The following is a 15,789-nucleotide window of genomic DNA, read 5'->3' on the forward strand; positions in this document are numbered from 1 at the left end:
GTTAAATAAGGATTGAAGGGCATTTTTAATCAGACTTTATTCTAAAGCTACAAGTAGTACAAGCCAGCTTTAAAGGTTTTTCTTTGAGCTGGCTTCATCTACCTTCAATTGGCTATTAAATAAAAAACCCTATCCTCTTTTATAGTAGTAGAATCAACAATAGTCTGTTTATCCAGCTTATAACCATGTTCCTGTAAACAATTAGATAGATTTCCCCAATGCTTTCTGTAAACTTTTATTGTATAAGTAGTGTTCGGTGGGCCTATTTCTTGAATTTTAGGGAGTCTTCCTAGTGTTTCGGTTAGTTGTATAAGGTCATTAATTGCAATTTGAGGGTCTGCAGTTGCGTTTGCTTTTTTATTAATAGTGAGTCCCGCGTAAATTAGGGCTTCATTAAATGAACCAAATATTTCTTTAATTGTTGTAGCAGAAGGGAAATCAGGCTTACCGAAAAAGTCCCTATACTTAGGAGTCCGCTTAAGAAGTGTAGCCATTTCAAGTATTTTAGCTTTTATATATTCTTTTTTATGAGCTAATATTTCTTCTGTATAAGTATCATGTTTAGTGAGCAAAGTTTGAATTTTATGGATTAATTCATCTTCACCAATAGCTTGGAGTTTCTCAATAATTTCATCGGCAAATACATATTTCAAATAAGGTTCATTAATCCCATTTTTCGTTGTTTTATATAAACACCAAAATTCCACTGTATAACCATGTTCCATTGCATGTTTAAATTGTCGCTTTTTATGTTTAGAATCATAATTTGAAGTGGCTGCATCAATAATTAATTTCTTACTAGGGATAACAATATCTGGTCGATAGTCTTTTGTAATATTTGTTGATTGAAATACATAATCAGATTCAAAAAGCTTAATCGTACATTCAACGAGATATTCCCATGCTCGCCAAATTGAAAAATAATCTAATGGTTCTATGCCAGATAATTGTAATATAGCATTCCAATTATCTGCTTTCTTTGTAATTGGTACTTTGTATCGAAATCTTCTGTAATACGTATAAGCACAGGGATAATCAGGGTTTCCTTCAAGGTCACTAGTCGTGGGAGGACGACCGTGTATTTCGGTAAATTTTCGCAAGTACATTAATAATTCATCTTCAGTAATATGCGCGAATTTCTTTTCTTCATAGGGCTTCATAACTCGTCCTTTTCTGGCTGCTCTGCGTTCTTTATTTTGTCGACCAAATTTTTTAGTGCAATCTCTACAATATTTTTGGAGCCCATCTTTATTCGGTTTGCATTTGTTGAAATCAGTCTTCAATTTTATAGTATTACAGTGACGGCAAAGCTTTGTTTCCATATAGCACCTCCTCATGCTCAATGAAATAGAATGTACGCTCTGTTTTTATTGTAAAATAAAAATCCGATTATTACAAAATATGTAATCATCGGATTTTGTATCGTTTAGTTTTATTCTTCCACTAAATAATGATAAATATCGTACTGTACAGGCTGTTCCAGGACCATATTCATTGTTACAACAGGTAATGCTTTCCCGTTTTTATCTGGCATCGTTTCATTTTTTGCCGTTTCTGTTAGAACGTCTGTTTTTCCTAAATAATAAAAGTCTGTGCCTTCACCATCGTCTTTTTTTACGAAAAGATGAATATCATTTCCGATTTCTTTATGGTTTAGAACTGCTTTTACTTCATTCGAATCTAGTGTTAGACGATTTCGAGTAAACCATCTAAATAAATCAGAAGATAAAAATTCGTCGCCGTAAGCTTGACTTGTTTCTACTTCATCTTTTTTATGATACGTAACAAAGAGTGGTGTTGTATTAAACTTTGTACGGTACCCGTAAATTGTTGAAGAGGAATCTTTTTCCCAATTTAAAAGACGACAAACATCTCGGCGAGAATATTTTTTGTACAAAGTTAATGGTTTTGAACAATCATACTTTTTACTTTTTTCAAAGGCACATTTTAAGATATCTTCTATGAAAAACTTGAATGTTTCATTTTCTAGACTTTGTTGTATGTCTGCATTAAATTGATACGAAGTACCATTGAAAAGAACAATTGGTTTTTCCCCGTATTTTTTAAAATCATTTTGTACGTGGAACGTGAGTGCAAATATATTTTCTACCGACTCCACTGTTTCGGCATCATAAAAGGTTCCACTTTGCTTTAATGCTTCAATATAGTGTTCTTTTGTTACAGAATGCTGAGTAAGTAAGAGCTTTATTAATATTAGTTCATGTATACGCTTGCCGTTTATAAATTCTTTTGAAATAAATGTTAATATAGCAGATTCGTAAGCGGTAAAAGAAAATGCTTCTTCTTTCATTTTCAATAAAAACTGATGATAGTTATCTGCATAATCGATTAATACTTCCGGATCAAGTGAGTTTTGTTCCATGAAATCCATTAACATTGGAATTCGGTTAAGTCGGTTTTTAACTTCGATATAGGAATCGCGAAGCGTTTTTAATGTCGATAGGTTTGTATTGTTAATCGCTTCAAAAATTAGTTTCTTCGCTATTTCTTCAAAGTTAATCGTTGAAACCCCTTGAATATAATCTGTGTTTACTGTATTACGGCGAACATTATCTTTGTTCATCGATTTGTCACCAGATAACGCAATTGGAATTAAGAAGTTGTTTTTATAATTTCCGATAAAATCAATAACGGTCACATATTCTTTTTCGTCATGTTTTCGCAAACCACGCCCAAGCTGTTGAATAAAGATGATGCTAGATTGTGTTTGACGTAACATCACGATTTGATTAATAAAAGGAATGTCGATACCTTCGTTAAAAATATCAACCGTTAAAATATATTGAAGCTGTCCTTTTTCTAGGAGCTGAATCGCTTCTTCACGCTGCTCTTGAGAATGGTCTCCCGTTAAGAATGTAGTTTGGTAGCCTCTCGCGTTTAAAATAGCCGATAATTCTCGTGCTTCTTCCTTGGAGCTGCAGAACATAAGTCCCCGCACTTTATTACCTGAGTGACCATAGTAAGAAATTTTTTCAATGATATGATCAACACGCTCTTTCGCAATCAACTTCTGTAATCCAGCGGTTTCTGTAATGGTATCCTCGCCCATTTCATAATCAGTTACACCAAAGTAATGGAACGGGCAAAGCATATCTTCTTCCAATGCGGCTTGTAAGCGAATTTCATAGGCAATATTATAATCAAATAGCTCGAAAATATTAAAGTTGTCTGTCCGTTCAGGTGTTGCAGTCATACCGAGTAAAAATTGAGGTTCAAAGTAATCCATAACTTTTGTGTAAGTACTCGCTCCTGCACGATGCACTTCGTCGATTAATACATAATCAAAATGGTCTTTGGCAAACTGCTGCAAATAAGCATCACGAGAAATGGTTTGAATTGTTGCGAATACATAACGTGCATGTAAATCCTTAGAATTACCGGATAAAATGCCGAACTCTTCCTCATTCCCGCCTAAAATCTTTCGGTAATCGGCCATCGCTTTTTTTAAGATTTGCTCACGATGTACAATGAAAAGCATCTGTTTTGGGCGAGCATTTCGCACATCAAAAGCAGATAAATAAGTTTTACCTGTCCCAGTCGCTGAAATGATTAATCCTTTTTTCGCTCCCGATGCCCGTAATTCTTTCAGTTGTGTTAATGCCTCTTCTTGCATTTTATTTGGTTTAATTTCTAATGCTTCACGTAATTTGTTAGTTGTATATAATGGAGGTGCTTTAACAATTTGGGATGAAAGCTGTTTAGAGAACTCGAAATTATATTGTTGCTGATAATTTAAAATCCATTCTTCTGTAAGTGGCGTAGCTATATGCCAAGCTTCCTCAAATTGATTTTTAAAATGATGAATTACCTCACCATCTTCTAAAGACGTTAAAAATACATTCCATTCAAAATTGGCCTTCAATGCACTGTCCGTTAAATTTGAGCTCCCTACAATTAAAGAATAGTAATGTTCATGCTCGAAAATATAGCCCTTTGAATGGAAGCCTTTTGCATCAGATAATCGAACTTCTACATTTTTTAGCTTTAATAGCTCTTTAAACATTTTTGGTTGATTAAAGCTTAAAAACGTTGATGTAAGGATTCGGCCTTGAATGCCTTTCTTTTCAAGGTCATAGAGCATCGTTTTTAATGTAGCGAGTCCACCTTCTGTAATAAAGGCGACTGAGAATATAAACGTTTTACACGTTTTGAGTTCTTGTAACAGTGTTGCTAATACATTTTCGTGTTTTTGATTTGTAAGTAACTTCGGTTTAAACTGAGTAGAAACTGGTTTGTATTGATCGATAAAACCTTTATGTAAGGAATCTTCAAGCTTTTTTCTTAATTGCTCCATTTCTAAACCACCGACTTTCGACTGTTATTTTTCTATAGCTAATTTCTCCACCGCCGGAATATCGGCAGGGGCGAAATCAAGTGAACGTAATTGATTACGAGGGACCCATCTTGTTTCAGCATGCTCTAAAGCAGTAGGGGTGCCATTTAAAATCGTCGACATATAAGTTTCAAGGCGTACAATCACTTTTTCGTATTCGTATGTTGTATCTTCTACTTTTTCACTCACTGCAATTTCGCAGTTGAATTCTTCTTGAATTTCACGAATAAGCGCCTGCTCTGGTGTTTCATTGTCCTCAATTTTTCCACCAGGAAATTCCCAATAGTTCGGTAAAGACATTTCGGGACTTCTTAAAGCACAAAAAATTTCCTGCTTATCATTTTCAATAATCGCCCCTACAACGTGTACGGTTTTTTTCATGTAAATCATCCTTCCTATATAAAAATAGTATACCCAACTCTGTCATGGCATGCAGCACAAAGTAAAATATTGCTAATTACTTTACGAGTATGCAAGATCCCTTTATTGTGTTCAGCAAGGAGTGACGATGATGAAACAAATTGCCATCAAAATTGAGCATGGTTTAGTCGTAGCGGTAATCGCGGAGGAAGAAGTAGAGCTAGTCATCCTGAATGTAGACGGAGGACATGAGGATCAAGAAATAGTGATGAATGGATGTCGTTATTTTGTAGAGGAATATGTAGCGGATGTTAATAAAAGGGAGATTGAGATGATTAAAAAAGCGTTACGACAGAGAGGGTGAAGGTGGTACGTCCCCGGTACGAAGGTGGTACAAAGATGGTACGTCCCCGGTACAAAGGTGGTACCGGGGACGATTGTTATTCGTTATTATGTTGTTGCTGTTTTTCGTAATGCGGTTGTTGTACATTATTGTGAATCACTTGGTTAAACTCAGCTGAATATTCCTCGCGCTGCTTCTTTTTAGGATGAACTTCTTGCTTTTTCTTTTTGAAGCTTGTTTTCCCTTTCTTCGCCATGTCTGTTCACCTCCTCGCAACTAATGTGCACAGGAGCGGTGGATTTATGCTTTTTGATTGGAATGAAATCTTTCCAAAAAAGTGAGGCAAATAGAGTAAAGCGCTTTACAAAGGGCATTTTAAAAAATAGCACGTTTCCTAAATCATTTAAATGAAGTATTCCAGTCATTGTACGTGTAGTGCTCTTTGTCACAGATTGGCTTGTAATTTGGGCAGATATCTAGTAAATGTCGTTTTCTTTTATCAAGTGTTTTACTCGATGTGAAAAGATGACATACATCACTTTTATCCGTTATTTTCATACTATGTAGACAGAAAATTTCATTGTCTTGATCACCATATGGACAGAAGTTGCCGTATCTACACGTTTGGCAACAGGTGATTTTTATATTTGGCGGGAGTATTTTTTGCAAATTTTCAACGGCAAGCTCTGTATTGGATGTTGCTGCTGAGCAAAAACGGCGATTGTCTATATCCACTTCATAATGAATATGTGCCAGGTCACCATCAACTGTGTGTGAATAAAAGACTTTTGTTAGTATATTCGTCGGCTTATCGTTAATCACATAATAAACGGACACTGTTTTTTCAATTAACAATAGTTGGTCATCTCCTTTATCAATTAATTTTTATAACATAATTTTAGTTGCTATTGGGGTAAGTTGGAATCAATATTAAAATAGTTGTGTACGCATTGAAAATGAAAGGGGGGCAATGCAAATGCCGTTAGAAGCGGAAATACCACATTTATTAACAATTGGCTTTATCGTGATTGTCTGCATTTTTGCCATATCGATTATAACGTTATGGATGAAAAACAAAAACAATGGTGTCGCTTATACGTTTATTTTGCTGCATCTAGTATCGTTATCATGTGGATTTTATTTCTTGATGAATGCAATTTCTCCCGACCTTGATTATAATCATCCAATGGCTTCGGAAGAGAATTCCATGCAGATAGGAATTGCAGGTGTCTTTTGGTTTGTCAGTATGATGAGTCTATTCATCAGTATTTTTCAATTTACAAGAGTAAAGAGAAGTCTAGGTAAACATACTGCCTAGGTTTTTTTGAGGTGATTTTTTATGAAACATAAAACACATTGGAGGGTTAAAAAACAATCATTTTCCCTCACAATTTCACCTATTTTTAACCTCCATCTGGTATTGTCTAGCTATTATATTGTAGAAGGGTGTGCGTTTTTTTGAAGATTGCGAGAGGGATAGGGTTATTTGTGTTCGCGCTAATGCTCGCGGCATGTGGCGATGAATGGTTAGAGGAAGAGGAAACGAGCAAGGTACAGGTTGAAACAGCGAGTACACAAACAGAGGATGCTGCCAACTATGTAGATGAAGAGATCGAAATGGTCGATCTGGTCGGAGATGGTTGTAAAGAGGGCGAGGTGTATATCGAGGAGGACGATGTATGTTCGCTTGTGGTGGAATGTGATGACCCAGAAGGTTGTGTTGAATGGGGCGACGAGCTTGTGTGGATGCTGGAGGAGGAATACGGTTCGCTCATTTATGAAGAGTCCGTGCCAGAGCCGTTTGACGGGTTAGATACGATTGCGGTGTATGATGTGGATCTTGAAACAGAGGAACTGTACACAGATGCCAATATCGATGATGAGACACTGGAGTACCACGCAGGGCTGTGGTATAGCTATGCTTGGATTATTCCGGAGCATGCAAGACCAGAGATGGACCGTTTTGAAGTATTTCAAAGTGGAGACAGTTTAGCGCATGTATATATACACGACGAAACAGCGGCTTCTCAGTGGACGCTTGGTATTAACAACGAGCATCAGGAGTACGCATCTGAATCCATGGTGACGTACATTCACGAATTTGCACATTTGCTGTCATTGCGTGAGACGGAAGTCGATTATTACTCAGATGTTTGTGAAACGTATTTAATTGAAGAGGATTGCTATTTTGATGATGCGTATATTGCGGATTTCTATCATCAATTTTATGCAGATGGTAAGGCAGAGTATACAGAGGATGATTATGTAACAGAATATGCGGAGACAACGATTGTCGAGGATTTCGCAGAGACATTTGCGCATTTTGTGTTAACGGCATACCCAGCTGGCGATACGTTAGCTGAAGAAAAGATACAATTCTTCTATCAATATGAAAATTTGATAGAGCTACGTGCGGAAATTTTAGGCCGTGCTGCTACGTGGATGGACCGAATTGTTGTAGAGTAATACAAAAGCGTTTGAACATGAATTTGTTCAGGCGCTTTTTTTCTGTCCCTTTTTTGTATGCTCATTTCGATAGTAGTAGGAAAGGGGGAGTAGACATGATGTGGGAAGGGCAAAAGGTGTGTTTATCGCGGGAGTTGGCCGTGATGCTCGGGGTAAAGAAGGGGCATTTATTGCGCAATTTTTCGAGAAATCGGGTGCGTTTTGAAGAAGGTATTCATTTTTATGTCGTAACAGGTGAAGCGGTAAAGGTGACTGCGCCATCATTAATCGTTTGTCTACTGTGGACAGAGCAAGGGGCGTATCAATTAATGCAAACGTTTCGAGCACCGTATGTAAAGCAGCACTATATTACAAATGTATTTCCGTATTTTCAGGAGGGGGAAGCGAGATGTTAGTCATGAAAGGGGCGGGGACGATGTTGATTAAGGAAGTGGCGGTGAAGCTTGGCATAAACGAGGCGCTGTTTTTGCAGCAACTGCATTATTTTTTACAGCAAAGAGGTGTGGAAAAGGAAGGGCGAATATGGTTTTTTCATACGTATAATAATTGGTTGCAGCATTTCCCGTATATATCGAAAAGCTCTCTTCGCCGTGCGGTTCGTTCGTTAGAAAAGCGCGGGGTAATTCATAGACGGCCTGATTTTAATACGAGGAAATCGGATCATACGATGTGGTACACGATTGACTATGATTGTTTGCATCGTTTATTTGAGGAGGCGGATGTAACACTCGCTATTGGGGGTGCTCAACATGACCAGCCCGCCTGTTCAAAATGGACACAACCGAGTGTTCAAAATGACCCCAACGATGCGCTCAAATTGGACACTTCTATATTAAAAGAATTAGATAAAAGAAAAATAGAAGATGTCGTCATTTATTTGAATACATGTACAGGTAATTATTTTTCAGTGATGGATGAAAATGTGACAAATCCCATTTTAACAAAGCTACGGCAAGGATATAGTATCGAGTGGCTAAAGGAAATGATCATGCGGAAAAACGGGACGTGTAATATGCATCCGCAGCATTTATTTGCGGTGGAGGGGTGATGACAGATGGCGGAAAATATCGAGCTTGTTGAGAAAAGTGTGCTAGGGGTTATGCTACTACACAATGAGTATATTGCGGATCATGCGCTACAGCCCGCCATGTTTGCAATCCCGCTGCATGCCCGCATTTATCAGGCAATGCAGAAGCTACGTGCGGATGAGCGTATCGTGGACCGGGTGATGCTCATGACGTTATACGGAGCGGAGGCGATGGGGGGAGCTGAATTTTTAGCATCGTTGGAGCATGTGGCGAATGTGGAAAAGTTTAGCGTCTATGCGCAGCTGTTACTCGAGGCATATAGAGAACGCCGCAAGCAGCATATTTTGCAAATTGCGCAACAAGAAAACTGGTCGATTCCAGTTATTCAAGAGGCACTCGATCAAGCGGCGAGCTATGAGCTTTATACGGATACATCGATTACGGAATATGTCGTGTCACAGCTTGAGGTACCGTTTGAACCAAGTATGCAACAGCCAGCTGTCACAACGGGTTTTCAACAGCTCAATCAAGTAATAGACGGCTTTAAAAACGGGGAGCTGACCATTGTCGCTGCCCGCCCATCCATTGGAAAAACGGATTTGATGAATCATTTTGCATTGCAGGCAGCGAAGCATCACATGGTCCCGATTATTTTTTCATTAGAGATGAGTCGGAGCTCGCTTGTTTCTCGCTTTATTGCAAATTTGGGTGGCTATAACCGAACAAAATTGCGCAATCCGCACGATGCCTTATCGGAGCAACAAAAGAAAACATGGTCCATCGTGCTAAATAAGCTATGTCAGCTTGGGCTTCAGATTGATGACCGGTCCAACTTAAGTGTGGAGCAAGTGCGTGCACAAACAAGGCATGTCATGAGGAAGCATCCGGGCAAGCAGTGCATCGTGTTTATTGATTATTTGCAAATGATGCAAGGGGACCCTGCACTCAATTCAACACAGTCACTTGGTCTTATTAGCAAAGGGTTAAAGGCGCTGGCGAAGGATTTTGCATGCCCGGTTGTTTGTTTGGCACAACTGAACCGGAATGTTGAGAGCCGACAGTCGAAGCGACCTGTGCTAAGTGATATTCGCGACTCGGGTAATATTGAGCAGGATGCGGATATTGTTATTTTGTTATACCGAGATAGTTATTATGCAGAAGGACAAGTGCGGCAGCTTGACCGTTTGGAGATGAATGTCGCAAAAAATCGCAACGGTCCAACCGGCGTAGTATCCGCTTATTATGCACGTGGAACAGGGCGTTATTTTGAGGAGGTAGGCAAATGACCATTCATGAGCTGATGCAGGTAGCACTTGCATGTGACAACGTCTTTCTCGCTACATTATTATACTGGGCATGTCAAAACGACAAACTTTCACTCGAAGCGCCTGCTGAAAGCCTTGATTCGTTACAACTGAGTGAAGAGGAGAAAAGACAAGTTCGCTTTATGATCAAGGCAGATGTCCTCGGCATACGAAGCGTGAAGCTATTTGCCTTTCGCATAAGAGGAACGGACTATGCGCTGTACTTTGCGACAACAGTTCAAAGTGCGACACAAGCCTTTTGGTACATGTACAAACAAACACCGAACACAATCTATGATGTATACGACTGGTTCAAGTATCGAGAATTTTACTTCGAATCGTTTCATGCGGTGATGTCTATTGAACAATTAAAGCATGAAGTGACCGCTTTCCCTTATTTTGTCGGTGTTGTAGAGGGAAAGTGGTAATGCATAAATCATTCATTTGATATTTGAAACATATAAAGTCTAGTAGGGAAAATAGATAATCATTGTGAAAGGGGGATTGTACATGTTGCAGGAACTAGGGGTACAGCAACTGACAATACCATTACCGTATCGTTTAAATCATGTAAATTGTTTTATCGCAGAAGGAGAAAATGGTTGGACTATCATCGATGCCGGATTAAATACGGAACAGACCGCAAAGCTGTGGGCACCGATTATTGAAGCACATGAAATAGACGATATGTTGATTACTCACCATCATCCAGACCATTTTGGCTATGCGGGCACGCTGCAACAATTGACAAATGCGTCTGTTTGGATGACAGAAATCGAAGCACAACAAGGCTTGTCCTTTTGGCAACCGGAGTTCGCGGAAAGGATGAAACAGACGTCTTATACGTTTGGTTTTCATGATGCCACGTTCTCTGACATGTTCACATTGGAGGACGAAAGTTTCGTTCAACCGTATCCTATGGTGAATCAATATTTGGAAGAGGGACAAGTCATTCCGTTTGGTAAGTATGAATATAAAGTGCTCGTCACACCCGGTCATTCAGACGGATTAATGACGTTATTTAATGAAGAACAAAGCATTCTTTTTTCGACGGATCATATTTTGCCGCATATTTCACCCAATATTTCGTACTGGTTTGAGGGCAAAGAAAATCCGTTGGGGTCGTACCTTGCCTCGCTAGAGAAAATACGCGCACTTGATGTAGACCGAATCATTCCTTCACATGGACAACCGTTTCGTCGTGGGAATCGACGGGTTGAGCAATTAATCGCGCATCACAAGGAGCGTTTAGCGCAAACATATGAAGTCATTCAGCAACCGGTTTCTATTTTTGAAGCAAATGCACAGCTATTTAGTCAAGTGCTGACAGCTCATGAGTACCGCTTTGCGATTGGTGAAACAATTGCCCATTTAGAGTATTTGTATCATCAAAAACAATGCCAGAAGAGCTGTGAAAAGGGTGTTTGGTATTATCAAGCACGATAAGGGGGAGCTTAGTATGGGGAAACCGTATTTATTGGAAGAGCATGCTATTTTTCGGAAGGCTTTTCGACAGTTTCTTGCCCAGCATGCGGCACCATATTTTGAGCAATGGGAGCAGGACAAGCAAGTGCCACGGTCTTTTTGGTTAGAGGCAGGGAAGCATGGATTTCTTTGTCCGTGGGCAGCGGAGAAGTATGGCGGTGCGGAGGCAGATTTTGCTTATTCCGTCATTATAAATGAGGAGCTGTCTACGATTGGCGCAGGGATAGGCGGTGTGGGGCTGCATAATGATATCGTCATGCCGTATGTTCAAGATTTTGGGTCTGAGGAGCAAAAGCAAAGGTGGCTCCCGAAAGCCGTCAGTGGCGAGATTATTTCGGCGATTGCGATGACAGAGCCAGGTGCGGGGTCGGATTTAGCAGGTGTTAAGACGACGGCGGTGAAAGACGGCGATCAATATATCATCAATGGGGAAAAGACGTTTATTACAAATGGCTATTCAGCGGATTTAGTGTTGGTCGTTTGTATCACCGATCCACAGGCACAGCCGATTCATAAAGGGATTAGCTTAATCGCCGTGGAGGCAGGAACACCTGGATTTACAAAAGGGCATAAGCTGCGGAAAGTAGGCCAGCATGCAAACGATACATCAGAGCTTATTTTTGATAACGTGGTTGTGCCGAAAGAAAATTTGATTGGGCAAGAGGGCATGGGTTTTTACTATTTAATGCAAAAACTACAGCAAGAGCGCTTGATTTTAGCGATTGGAACGGGAGCAGAAATGAAGCGGATGCTGGACATTACGGTGGACTATGTGAAGCAACGTACTGCTTTTGGGAAACCGATTAGCAAATTTCAAAACACACAGTTTAAACTCGCGGAAATGGCGACGAATATTACAATCGGAGAAACATTTGTCGATCGGCTCATTCAGGATCATATGGCAGGGAAGGATATCGTGACAGAAGTATCGATGGCCAAGTGGTGGATGACCGATTTAGCACAAAATGTCGCGGTGGAATGCATGCAGCTTCATGGTGGGTACGGTTACATGGAAGAATACGAGATTGCGAGAAGATACCGCGATATCGCAGTCGGGTCCATTTATGCTGGTACGAATGAAATCATGAAACAAATTATTGCGAAGAATATGGGGTTGTGAGGGGGTACCAGCGTAGTACCGGGTACGAAGGTGGTACAAAGATGGTACGTACCCGGTACAAAGGCGGTACAAAGATGGCACTAAGGTGGTACAACATAGCTCGCTCTAAAATAGAGCGAGCTATGTTTTTTTATTGAACAAGCAAAAGGATATTGTATCCGAGCACAATGAAAAACCAATCTAATCAACAAAATAAAGTGCAGCAGACTGTTTTGCGAGGCGTATATGTCGATAACTTTGTCAAATTTTGCGGAAAGTTTTTTTCGTTGATGTAACATGTTAGCATTCATTCTTACATATATATTAAAAATTAAATGCAGTTCAAATTTTAACCGTAGTTCAAATTATTATTGTAGACACATTTTTCTACGGGAAATTTACTGTTAAAAGGGGAGTGACAGATGGAGTTATTTGATATGAATACAGAGCAACAGGAGTTTCGAAAGGCGCTCAGAAAAATGCTAGAGAAAGAAGCGTTTCCTTATTTTAAAGAGTGGGAGGAACAGCGAGATATTCCACGTGCTTTCTGGGAGAAGCTTGGGGAACATGGTTTTTTAATGCCGTGGGTAGAGGAGCAGTATGGCGGTTTAGGGGTAGATTTCAGTTATTCCGCTATTTTAACAGAGGAGCTAGAGAAAGTTGGCGTTGGCGTATCGAGTGGCATTTCGCTACATGCAGATATTGTCTGTCCTTACATCGCGGATTATGGCACAGCGGAACAAAAAGAGAAGTGGTTACCGAAAAGTGTGGCAGGTCAATTGATTAGCGCGATTGCGATGACAGAGCCGGGTGCGGGATCAGACTTGGCAGGTGTAAAAACGGTCGCAAAACGACAGGGCGATTACTATATTTTAAATGGCTCGAAAACCTTCATTACAAATGGGGGGAAAGCGGATTTTATCGTCGTTGTTTGTAAGACAGACCCAGATGCGAAGCCGGCGTATAGGGGCATTAGCTTACTTGTTGTAGAAGCGGATACACCGGGATTTAAACGAGGAAAGCAACTTGAAAAAATCGGTATGCATAGCGGTGATACAGCGGAGCTAATCTTTGAGGATGCCAAAGTACCAGTAAGCAATCTCATAGGACAAGAGGGGAAAGGGTTTTATTACTTAATGGACAAGCTCCAGCAAGAACGGCTGCTTGTTGCGTTACAAGTGATGGTAGAAGCAGAAGAAATACTGAAACTAACGATCCAGTATGTCAAAGAACGGCAAGCATTTGGCAGTAGAATTGCAGACTTCCAAAATACACGTTTTAAAATTGCCGAAATGGCAACGGAAATTGATTTAGGGCGTAGCTATGTCAATCAACTAGTGCAAAAACATATACAAAAAGAAGAAATTGTGAAAGAAGTATCTATGGCCAAATGGTGGATTAGTGAAATGGCGAAGAGAGTGGCAGCAGAGTGCCTGCAGCTACATGGAGGATATGGCTATATGGAAGAATACGAGATTGCAAGGAGATACCGTGATATGCCAGTGACATCCATTTATGCAGGTACAACCGAGGTCATGAAAGGAATTATTGCGAAGAAATTGCTGGATTAGAGGTGTAGTCATGCGAATAAGTGAAAAAAGAGCTCAGAAGAAAAGGGAAGAGATTTTAAAATCTGCATTAGCCATTGTCAATAAAAAGGGCTATGAAGGAACGACCATGGAAGAAATTGCAGCAGGGTTACTCATGACAAAAGGGTCTCTTTACTACTATTTCAAAAATAAAGATGACTTAATCTTTCAATGTCATAATTTCGTATTAAGCAAGGCCGTGAAAGAACATGAGCAGTGCTTACAGGCTGAAAGTGTAGAATCAGCAGAAGAGACGTTAACCAAAATGATTCAAATCCACATGCACTATGCTCTTCATGAAAAAGAAAGCTTCAACCTTATTATTGAGCCTCAGAAAGCATATAAGGCAGAGTATTTGGAGCCAGTTTTACAGTTGCGAAGACATTATGCAGGCTTATTTGATGAAATTATTGAAAGAGGCGTGGGGAGTGGTGAATTTACGGTACAAGAGCCGGTTATTTTCAGGCAATTTATATTAGGTGGCTTAAATTGGGTACAACAGTGGGTAAAGTCACGTGGACGTCTCGCGTACGATGAGATTACGGACTTATTCGTCAAATATATTCTGAAAATTCTGAAATAGAAAACATATCGGGGGGAATACAATGAAAAAGTCTTTCATTTTGTTCGGTTTATCGCTTTTAGTCCTTGTATTAGTAGCATGTGGAGGCACAACAAATGAATCTACAGAAAATATGGAACCAGTATCTAGTGATAACAATACCGCTACAACAACGCAGGAAAAATTAAAATTCCGTGCATCCTCAGGGGTACCAGATAAGCATTTTTGGTATCGCGGTATGTTTAAGCCATTAACGGATGCGGTAGCAGCAGATACAAACGATCAAATTACATTTGATGTATTTAATGCAGGAGAATTAGTAGAGCTGGGTAATGAGTATGATGCATTACTATCAGGTCAAATTGATATTGCCTTAACACTTATGCCGCCATATGATCCAGCACGCTTCCCGTATACAGAAGCCGTGATGTTACCACTCCTTTCTTCTGATGCAGAAATTGCGCAGAAGGCATTTGCGAATGTCATGAGCAGTGATCGCGAAATTAAAGACGGGAAAACGTATTATGAGTTAGAGTTTGGCGATAAAGGGTTAGTCGCCTTTGCTAACCCACCGACAGAGCCGTATGTATTCTCTACGACAAAAACTAACTTTGAAAGTGTAAGCGATTTCACGCAATCGATTCGGATTCGTACTGCATCACGTGTACATGAAATTTTGTCGAAGGAATTAGGCATTACAGGCCAATCACTACCGATTTCAGATGCTTATGATGCACTAAGTCGTAATGCATTAGACGGCATACTTTACAATGCACCGGACTGGATTGCATTTGGCTTAGACGAGGTCATTAAATATACAATTACAGGGGCGAACTTCGGGCATTTTGTAGGGCATACCGCTATGACAGAAAATACATGGAATAAGCTAACGCCAGAAGTGCAAGAAATTTTCCAAAAAAGAGCGCTTGAAGCAGCAGCTGGTGGTGCGACATTAACGAAGAGCGAAACACAACAAAATATTGACTCTAATGTTGCAAAAGGTGGGAAAATTATCGAATTTAATGATGTAAATCCAGAAGTGAAATCATTAATTGAAGAAGCCATTGTGAATTCTTGGACACAATGGATTAGTAATTTAGAAGCACAAGGTCATGCAGGAAAAGAAATGGCGTTACTTTGGAGAGATGAGTTAGTACAAGCAGGTGCAACACTTCCACAAGAGATTATGGATTTATAAT

Annotated in this window: 17 protein-coding genes; 12 read left to right on the forward strand and 5 right to left on the reverse strand. The window is 39.7% G+C overall.

All coding sequences use genetic code 11. The features are described from left to right. Positions 1-104: 104 nt before the first annotated feature. The 3 genes from ACQQ2I_RS02045 to ACQQ2I_RS02055 all read right to left on the reverse strand — a co-directional run bounded on the left by ACQQ2I_RS02045 (position 105) and on the right by ACQQ2I_RS02055 (position 4,735). Complete coding sequence (locus ACQQ2I_RS02045) at positions 105-1,322, reverse strand: homing endonuclease associated repeat-containing protein (protein WP_431028896.1); 1,218 nt, start codon at positions 1,320-1,322, stop codon at positions 105-107. A 110-nt stretch (positions 1,323-1,432) separates the two neighbouring features. Beyond that, positions 1,433-4,315: a DUF3427 domain-containing protein gene (locus ACQQ2I_RS02050; RefSeq protein ID WP_431028897.1), complete on the reverse strand. Its 2,883-nt coding sequence runs from the start codon at positions 4,313-4,315 to the stop codon at positions 1,433-1,435. A 24-nt stretch (positions 4,316-4,339) separates the two neighbouring features. Continuing rightward, positions 4,340-4,735 (reverse strand): (deoxy)nucleoside triphosphate pyrophosphohydrolase, encoded by a 396-nt coding sequence (locus ACQQ2I_RS02055; protein WP_431028898.1) that lies wholly within the window; start codon positions 4,733-4,735, stop codon positions 4,340-4,342. A gap of 127 nt (positions 4,736-4,862) precedes the next feature. Between ACQQ2I_RS02055 and ACQQ2I_RS02060 the strand changes: the two genes are divergently transcribed. Beyond that, complete coding sequence (locus ACQQ2I_RS02060) at positions 4,863-5,078, forward strand: hypothetical protein (RefSeq protein WP_431028899.1); 216 nt, start codon at positions 4,863-4,865, stop codon at positions 5,076-5,078. A 76-nt stretch (positions 5,079-5,154) separates the two neighbouring features. Here the strand turns inward: ACQQ2I_RS02060 and ACQQ2I_RS02065 are convergent, their stop codons facing one another. Next, entirely contained in the window at positions 5,155-5,313 is a 159-nt protein-coding gene (locus tag ACQQ2I_RS02065; protein WP_431028900.1) for a hypothetical protein, read from the reverse strand. 143 nt (positions 5,314-5,456) lie between these two features. Further along, positions 5,457-5,912 carry a hypothetical protein gene (locus ACQQ2I_RS02070; RefSeq protein WP_431028901.1) on the reverse strand — a complete coding sequence of 152 codons (456 nt, stop codon included), beginning with the start codon at positions 5,910-5,912 and terminating at the stop codon, positions 5,457-5,459. A 121-nt stretch (positions 5,913-6,033) separates the two neighbouring features. Here ACQQ2I_RS02070 and ACQQ2I_RS02075 point away from each other — a divergent pair, with 121 nt between their 5' ends. From ACQQ2I_RS02075 to ACQQ2I_RS02125, 11 genes are all read left to right on the forward strand, one after another. Next, the gene (locus ACQQ2I_RS02075) at positions 6,034-6,375 is read left to right on the forward strand and encodes a hypothetical protein (protein WP_431028903.1); all 342 of its coding nucleotides are present in this window, start codon (positions 6,034-6,036) and stop codon (positions 6,373-6,375) included. Between the two features lie 140 nt (positions 6,376-6,515). Further along, positions 6,516-7,523: a hypothetical protein gene (locus ACQQ2I_RS02080; RefSeq protein ID WP_431028904.1), complete on the forward strand. Its 1,008-nt coding sequence runs from the start codon at positions 6,516-6,518 to the stop codon at positions 7,521-7,523. A 95-nt stretch (positions 7,524-7,618) separates the two neighbouring features. Further along, complete coding sequence (locus ACQQ2I_RS02085) at positions 7,619-7,918, forward strand: ORF6N domain-containing protein (RefSeq protein WP_431028905.1); 300 nt, start codon at positions 7,619-7,621, stop codon at positions 7,916-7,918. Continuing rightward, positions 7,912-8,571 carry a hypothetical protein gene (locus tag ACQQ2I_RS02090; RefSeq protein ID WP_431028906.1) on the forward strand — a complete coding sequence of 220 codons (660 nt, stop codon included), beginning with the start codon at positions 7,912-7,914 and terminating at the stop codon, positions 8,569-8,571. The genes ACQQ2I_RS02085 and ACQQ2I_RS02090 overlap by 7 nt, the downstream gene beginning before the upstream one ends. Positions 8,572-8,577: 6 nt before the next feature. Further along, a complete protein-coding gene (locus tag ACQQ2I_RS02095; RefSeq protein WP_431028907.1) occupies positions 8,578-9,837 on the forward strand; it encodes a replicative DNA helicase in 1,260 nt (419 codons plus the stop codon). Then, positions 9,834-10,283, forward strand: coding sequence for a hypothetical protein (locus ACQQ2I_RS02100; protein ID WP_431028908.1), 450 nt, complete (start codon positions 9,834-9,836; stop codon positions 10,281-10,283). The genes ACQQ2I_RS02095 and ACQQ2I_RS02100 overlap by 4 nt, the downstream gene beginning before the upstream one ends. An 82-nt stretch (positions 10,284-10,365) precedes the next feature. Then, positions 10,366-11,301 carry an MBL fold metallo-hydrolase gene (locus tag ACQQ2I_RS02105; RefSeq protein WP_431028909.1) on the forward strand — a complete coding sequence of 312 codons (936 nt, stop codon included), beginning with the start codon at positions 10,366-10,368 and terminating at the stop codon, positions 11,299-11,301. 13 nt (positions 11,302-11,314) lie between these two features. Continuing rightward, the gene (locus ACQQ2I_RS02110; RefSeq protein ID WP_431028910.1) at positions 11,315-12,460 is read left to right on the forward strand and encodes an acyl-CoA dehydrogenase family protein; all 1,146 of its coding nucleotides are present in this window, start codon (positions 11,315-11,317) and stop codon (positions 12,458-12,460) included. Between the two features lie 401 nt (positions 12,461-12,861). Beyond that, entirely contained in the window at positions 12,862-14,010 is a 1,149-nt protein-coding gene (locus ACQQ2I_RS02115; RefSeq protein ID WP_431028911.1) for an acyl-CoA dehydrogenase family protein, read from the forward strand. 10 nt (positions 14,011-14,020) lie between these two features. Next, on the forward strand, positions 14,021-14,611 hold the full coding sequence (locus tag ACQQ2I_RS02120; protein WP_431028912.1) for a TetR/AcrR family transcriptional regulator: 591 nt from the start codon (positions 14,021-14,023) through the stop codon (positions 14,609-14,611). 22 nt (positions 14,612-14,633) lie between these two features. Further along, a complete protein-coding gene (locus tag ACQQ2I_RS02125) occupies positions 14,634-15,788 on the forward strand; it encodes a TRAP transporter substrate-binding protein (RefSeq protein WP_431028913.1) in 1,155 nt (384 codons plus the stop codon). Position 15,789: the final 1 nt, after the last annotated feature.

Source organism: Lysinibacillus sp. LZ02, assembly GCF_050613145.1.
In the GTDB taxonomy this organism is placed as follows: Bacteria; Bacillota; Bacilli; order Bacillales_A; family Planococcaceae; genus Lysinibacillus_B.

Bases quoted from the DNA above. Each gene is read 5' to 3' on its own strand.
- ACQQ2I_RS02060 (WP_431028899.1), top strand. From the start codon at position 4,863: ATGATGAAACAAATTGCCATCAAAATTGAGCATGGTTTAGTCGTAGCG.
- ACQQ2I_RS02125 (WP_431028913.1), top strand. From the start codon at position 14,634: ATGAAAAAGTCTTTCATTTTGTTCGGTTTATCGCTTTTAGTCCTTGTA.
- ACQQ2I_RS02045 (WP_431028896.1), bottom strand. From the start codon at position 1,322: ATGGAAACAAAGCTTTGCCGTCACTGTAATACTATAAAATTGAAGACT.
- ACQQ2I_RS02090 (WP_431028906.1), top strand. From the start codon at position 7,912: ATGTTAGTCATGAAAGGGGCGGGGACGATGTTGATTAAGGAAGTGGCG.
- ACQQ2I_RS02065 (WP_431028900.1), bottom strand. From the start codon at position 5,313: ATGGCGAAGAAAGGGAAAACAAGCTTCAAAAAGAAAAAGCAAGAAGTT.
- ACQQ2I_RS02100 (WP_431028908.1), top strand. From the start codon at position 9,834: ATGACCATTCATGAGCTGATGCAGGTAGCACTTGCATGTGACAACGTC.
- ACQQ2I_RS02120 (WP_431028912.1), top strand. From the start codon at position 14,021: ATGCGAATAAGTGAAAAAAGAGCTCAGAAGAAAAGGGAAGAGATTTTA.
- ACQQ2I_RS02050 (WP_431028897.1), bottom strand. From the start codon at position 4,315: ATGGAGCAATTAAGAAAAAAGCTTGAAGATTCCTTACATAAAGGTTTT.
- ACQQ2I_RS02105 (WP_431028909.1), top strand. From the start codon at position 10,366: ATGTTGCAGGAACTAGGGGTACAGCAACTGACAATACCATTACCGTAT.
- ACQQ2I_RS02095 (WP_431028907.1), top strand. From the start codon at position 8,578: ATGGCGGAAAATATCGAGCTTGTTGAGAAAAGTGTGCTAGGGGTTATG.
- ACQQ2I_RS02085 (WP_431028905.1), top strand. From the start codon at position 7,619: ATGATGTGGGAAGGGCAAAAGGTGTGTTTATCGCGGGAGTTGGCCGTG.
- ACQQ2I_RS02055 (WP_431028898.1), bottom strand. From the start codon at position 4,735: ATGAAAAAAACCGTACACGTTGTAGGGGCGATTATTGAAAATGATAAG.
- ACQQ2I_RS02110 (WP_431028910.1), top strand. From the start codon at position 11,315: ATGGGGAAACCGTATTTATTGGAAGAGCATGCTATTTTTCGGAAGGCT.
- ACQQ2I_RS02075 (WP_431028903.1), top strand. From the start codon at position 6,034: ATGCCGTTAGAAGCGGAAATACCACATTTATTAACAATTGGCTTTATC.
- ACQQ2I_RS02115 (WP_431028911.1), top strand. From the start codon at position 12,862: ATGGAGTTATTTGATATGAATACAGAGCAACAGGAGTTTCGAAAGGCG.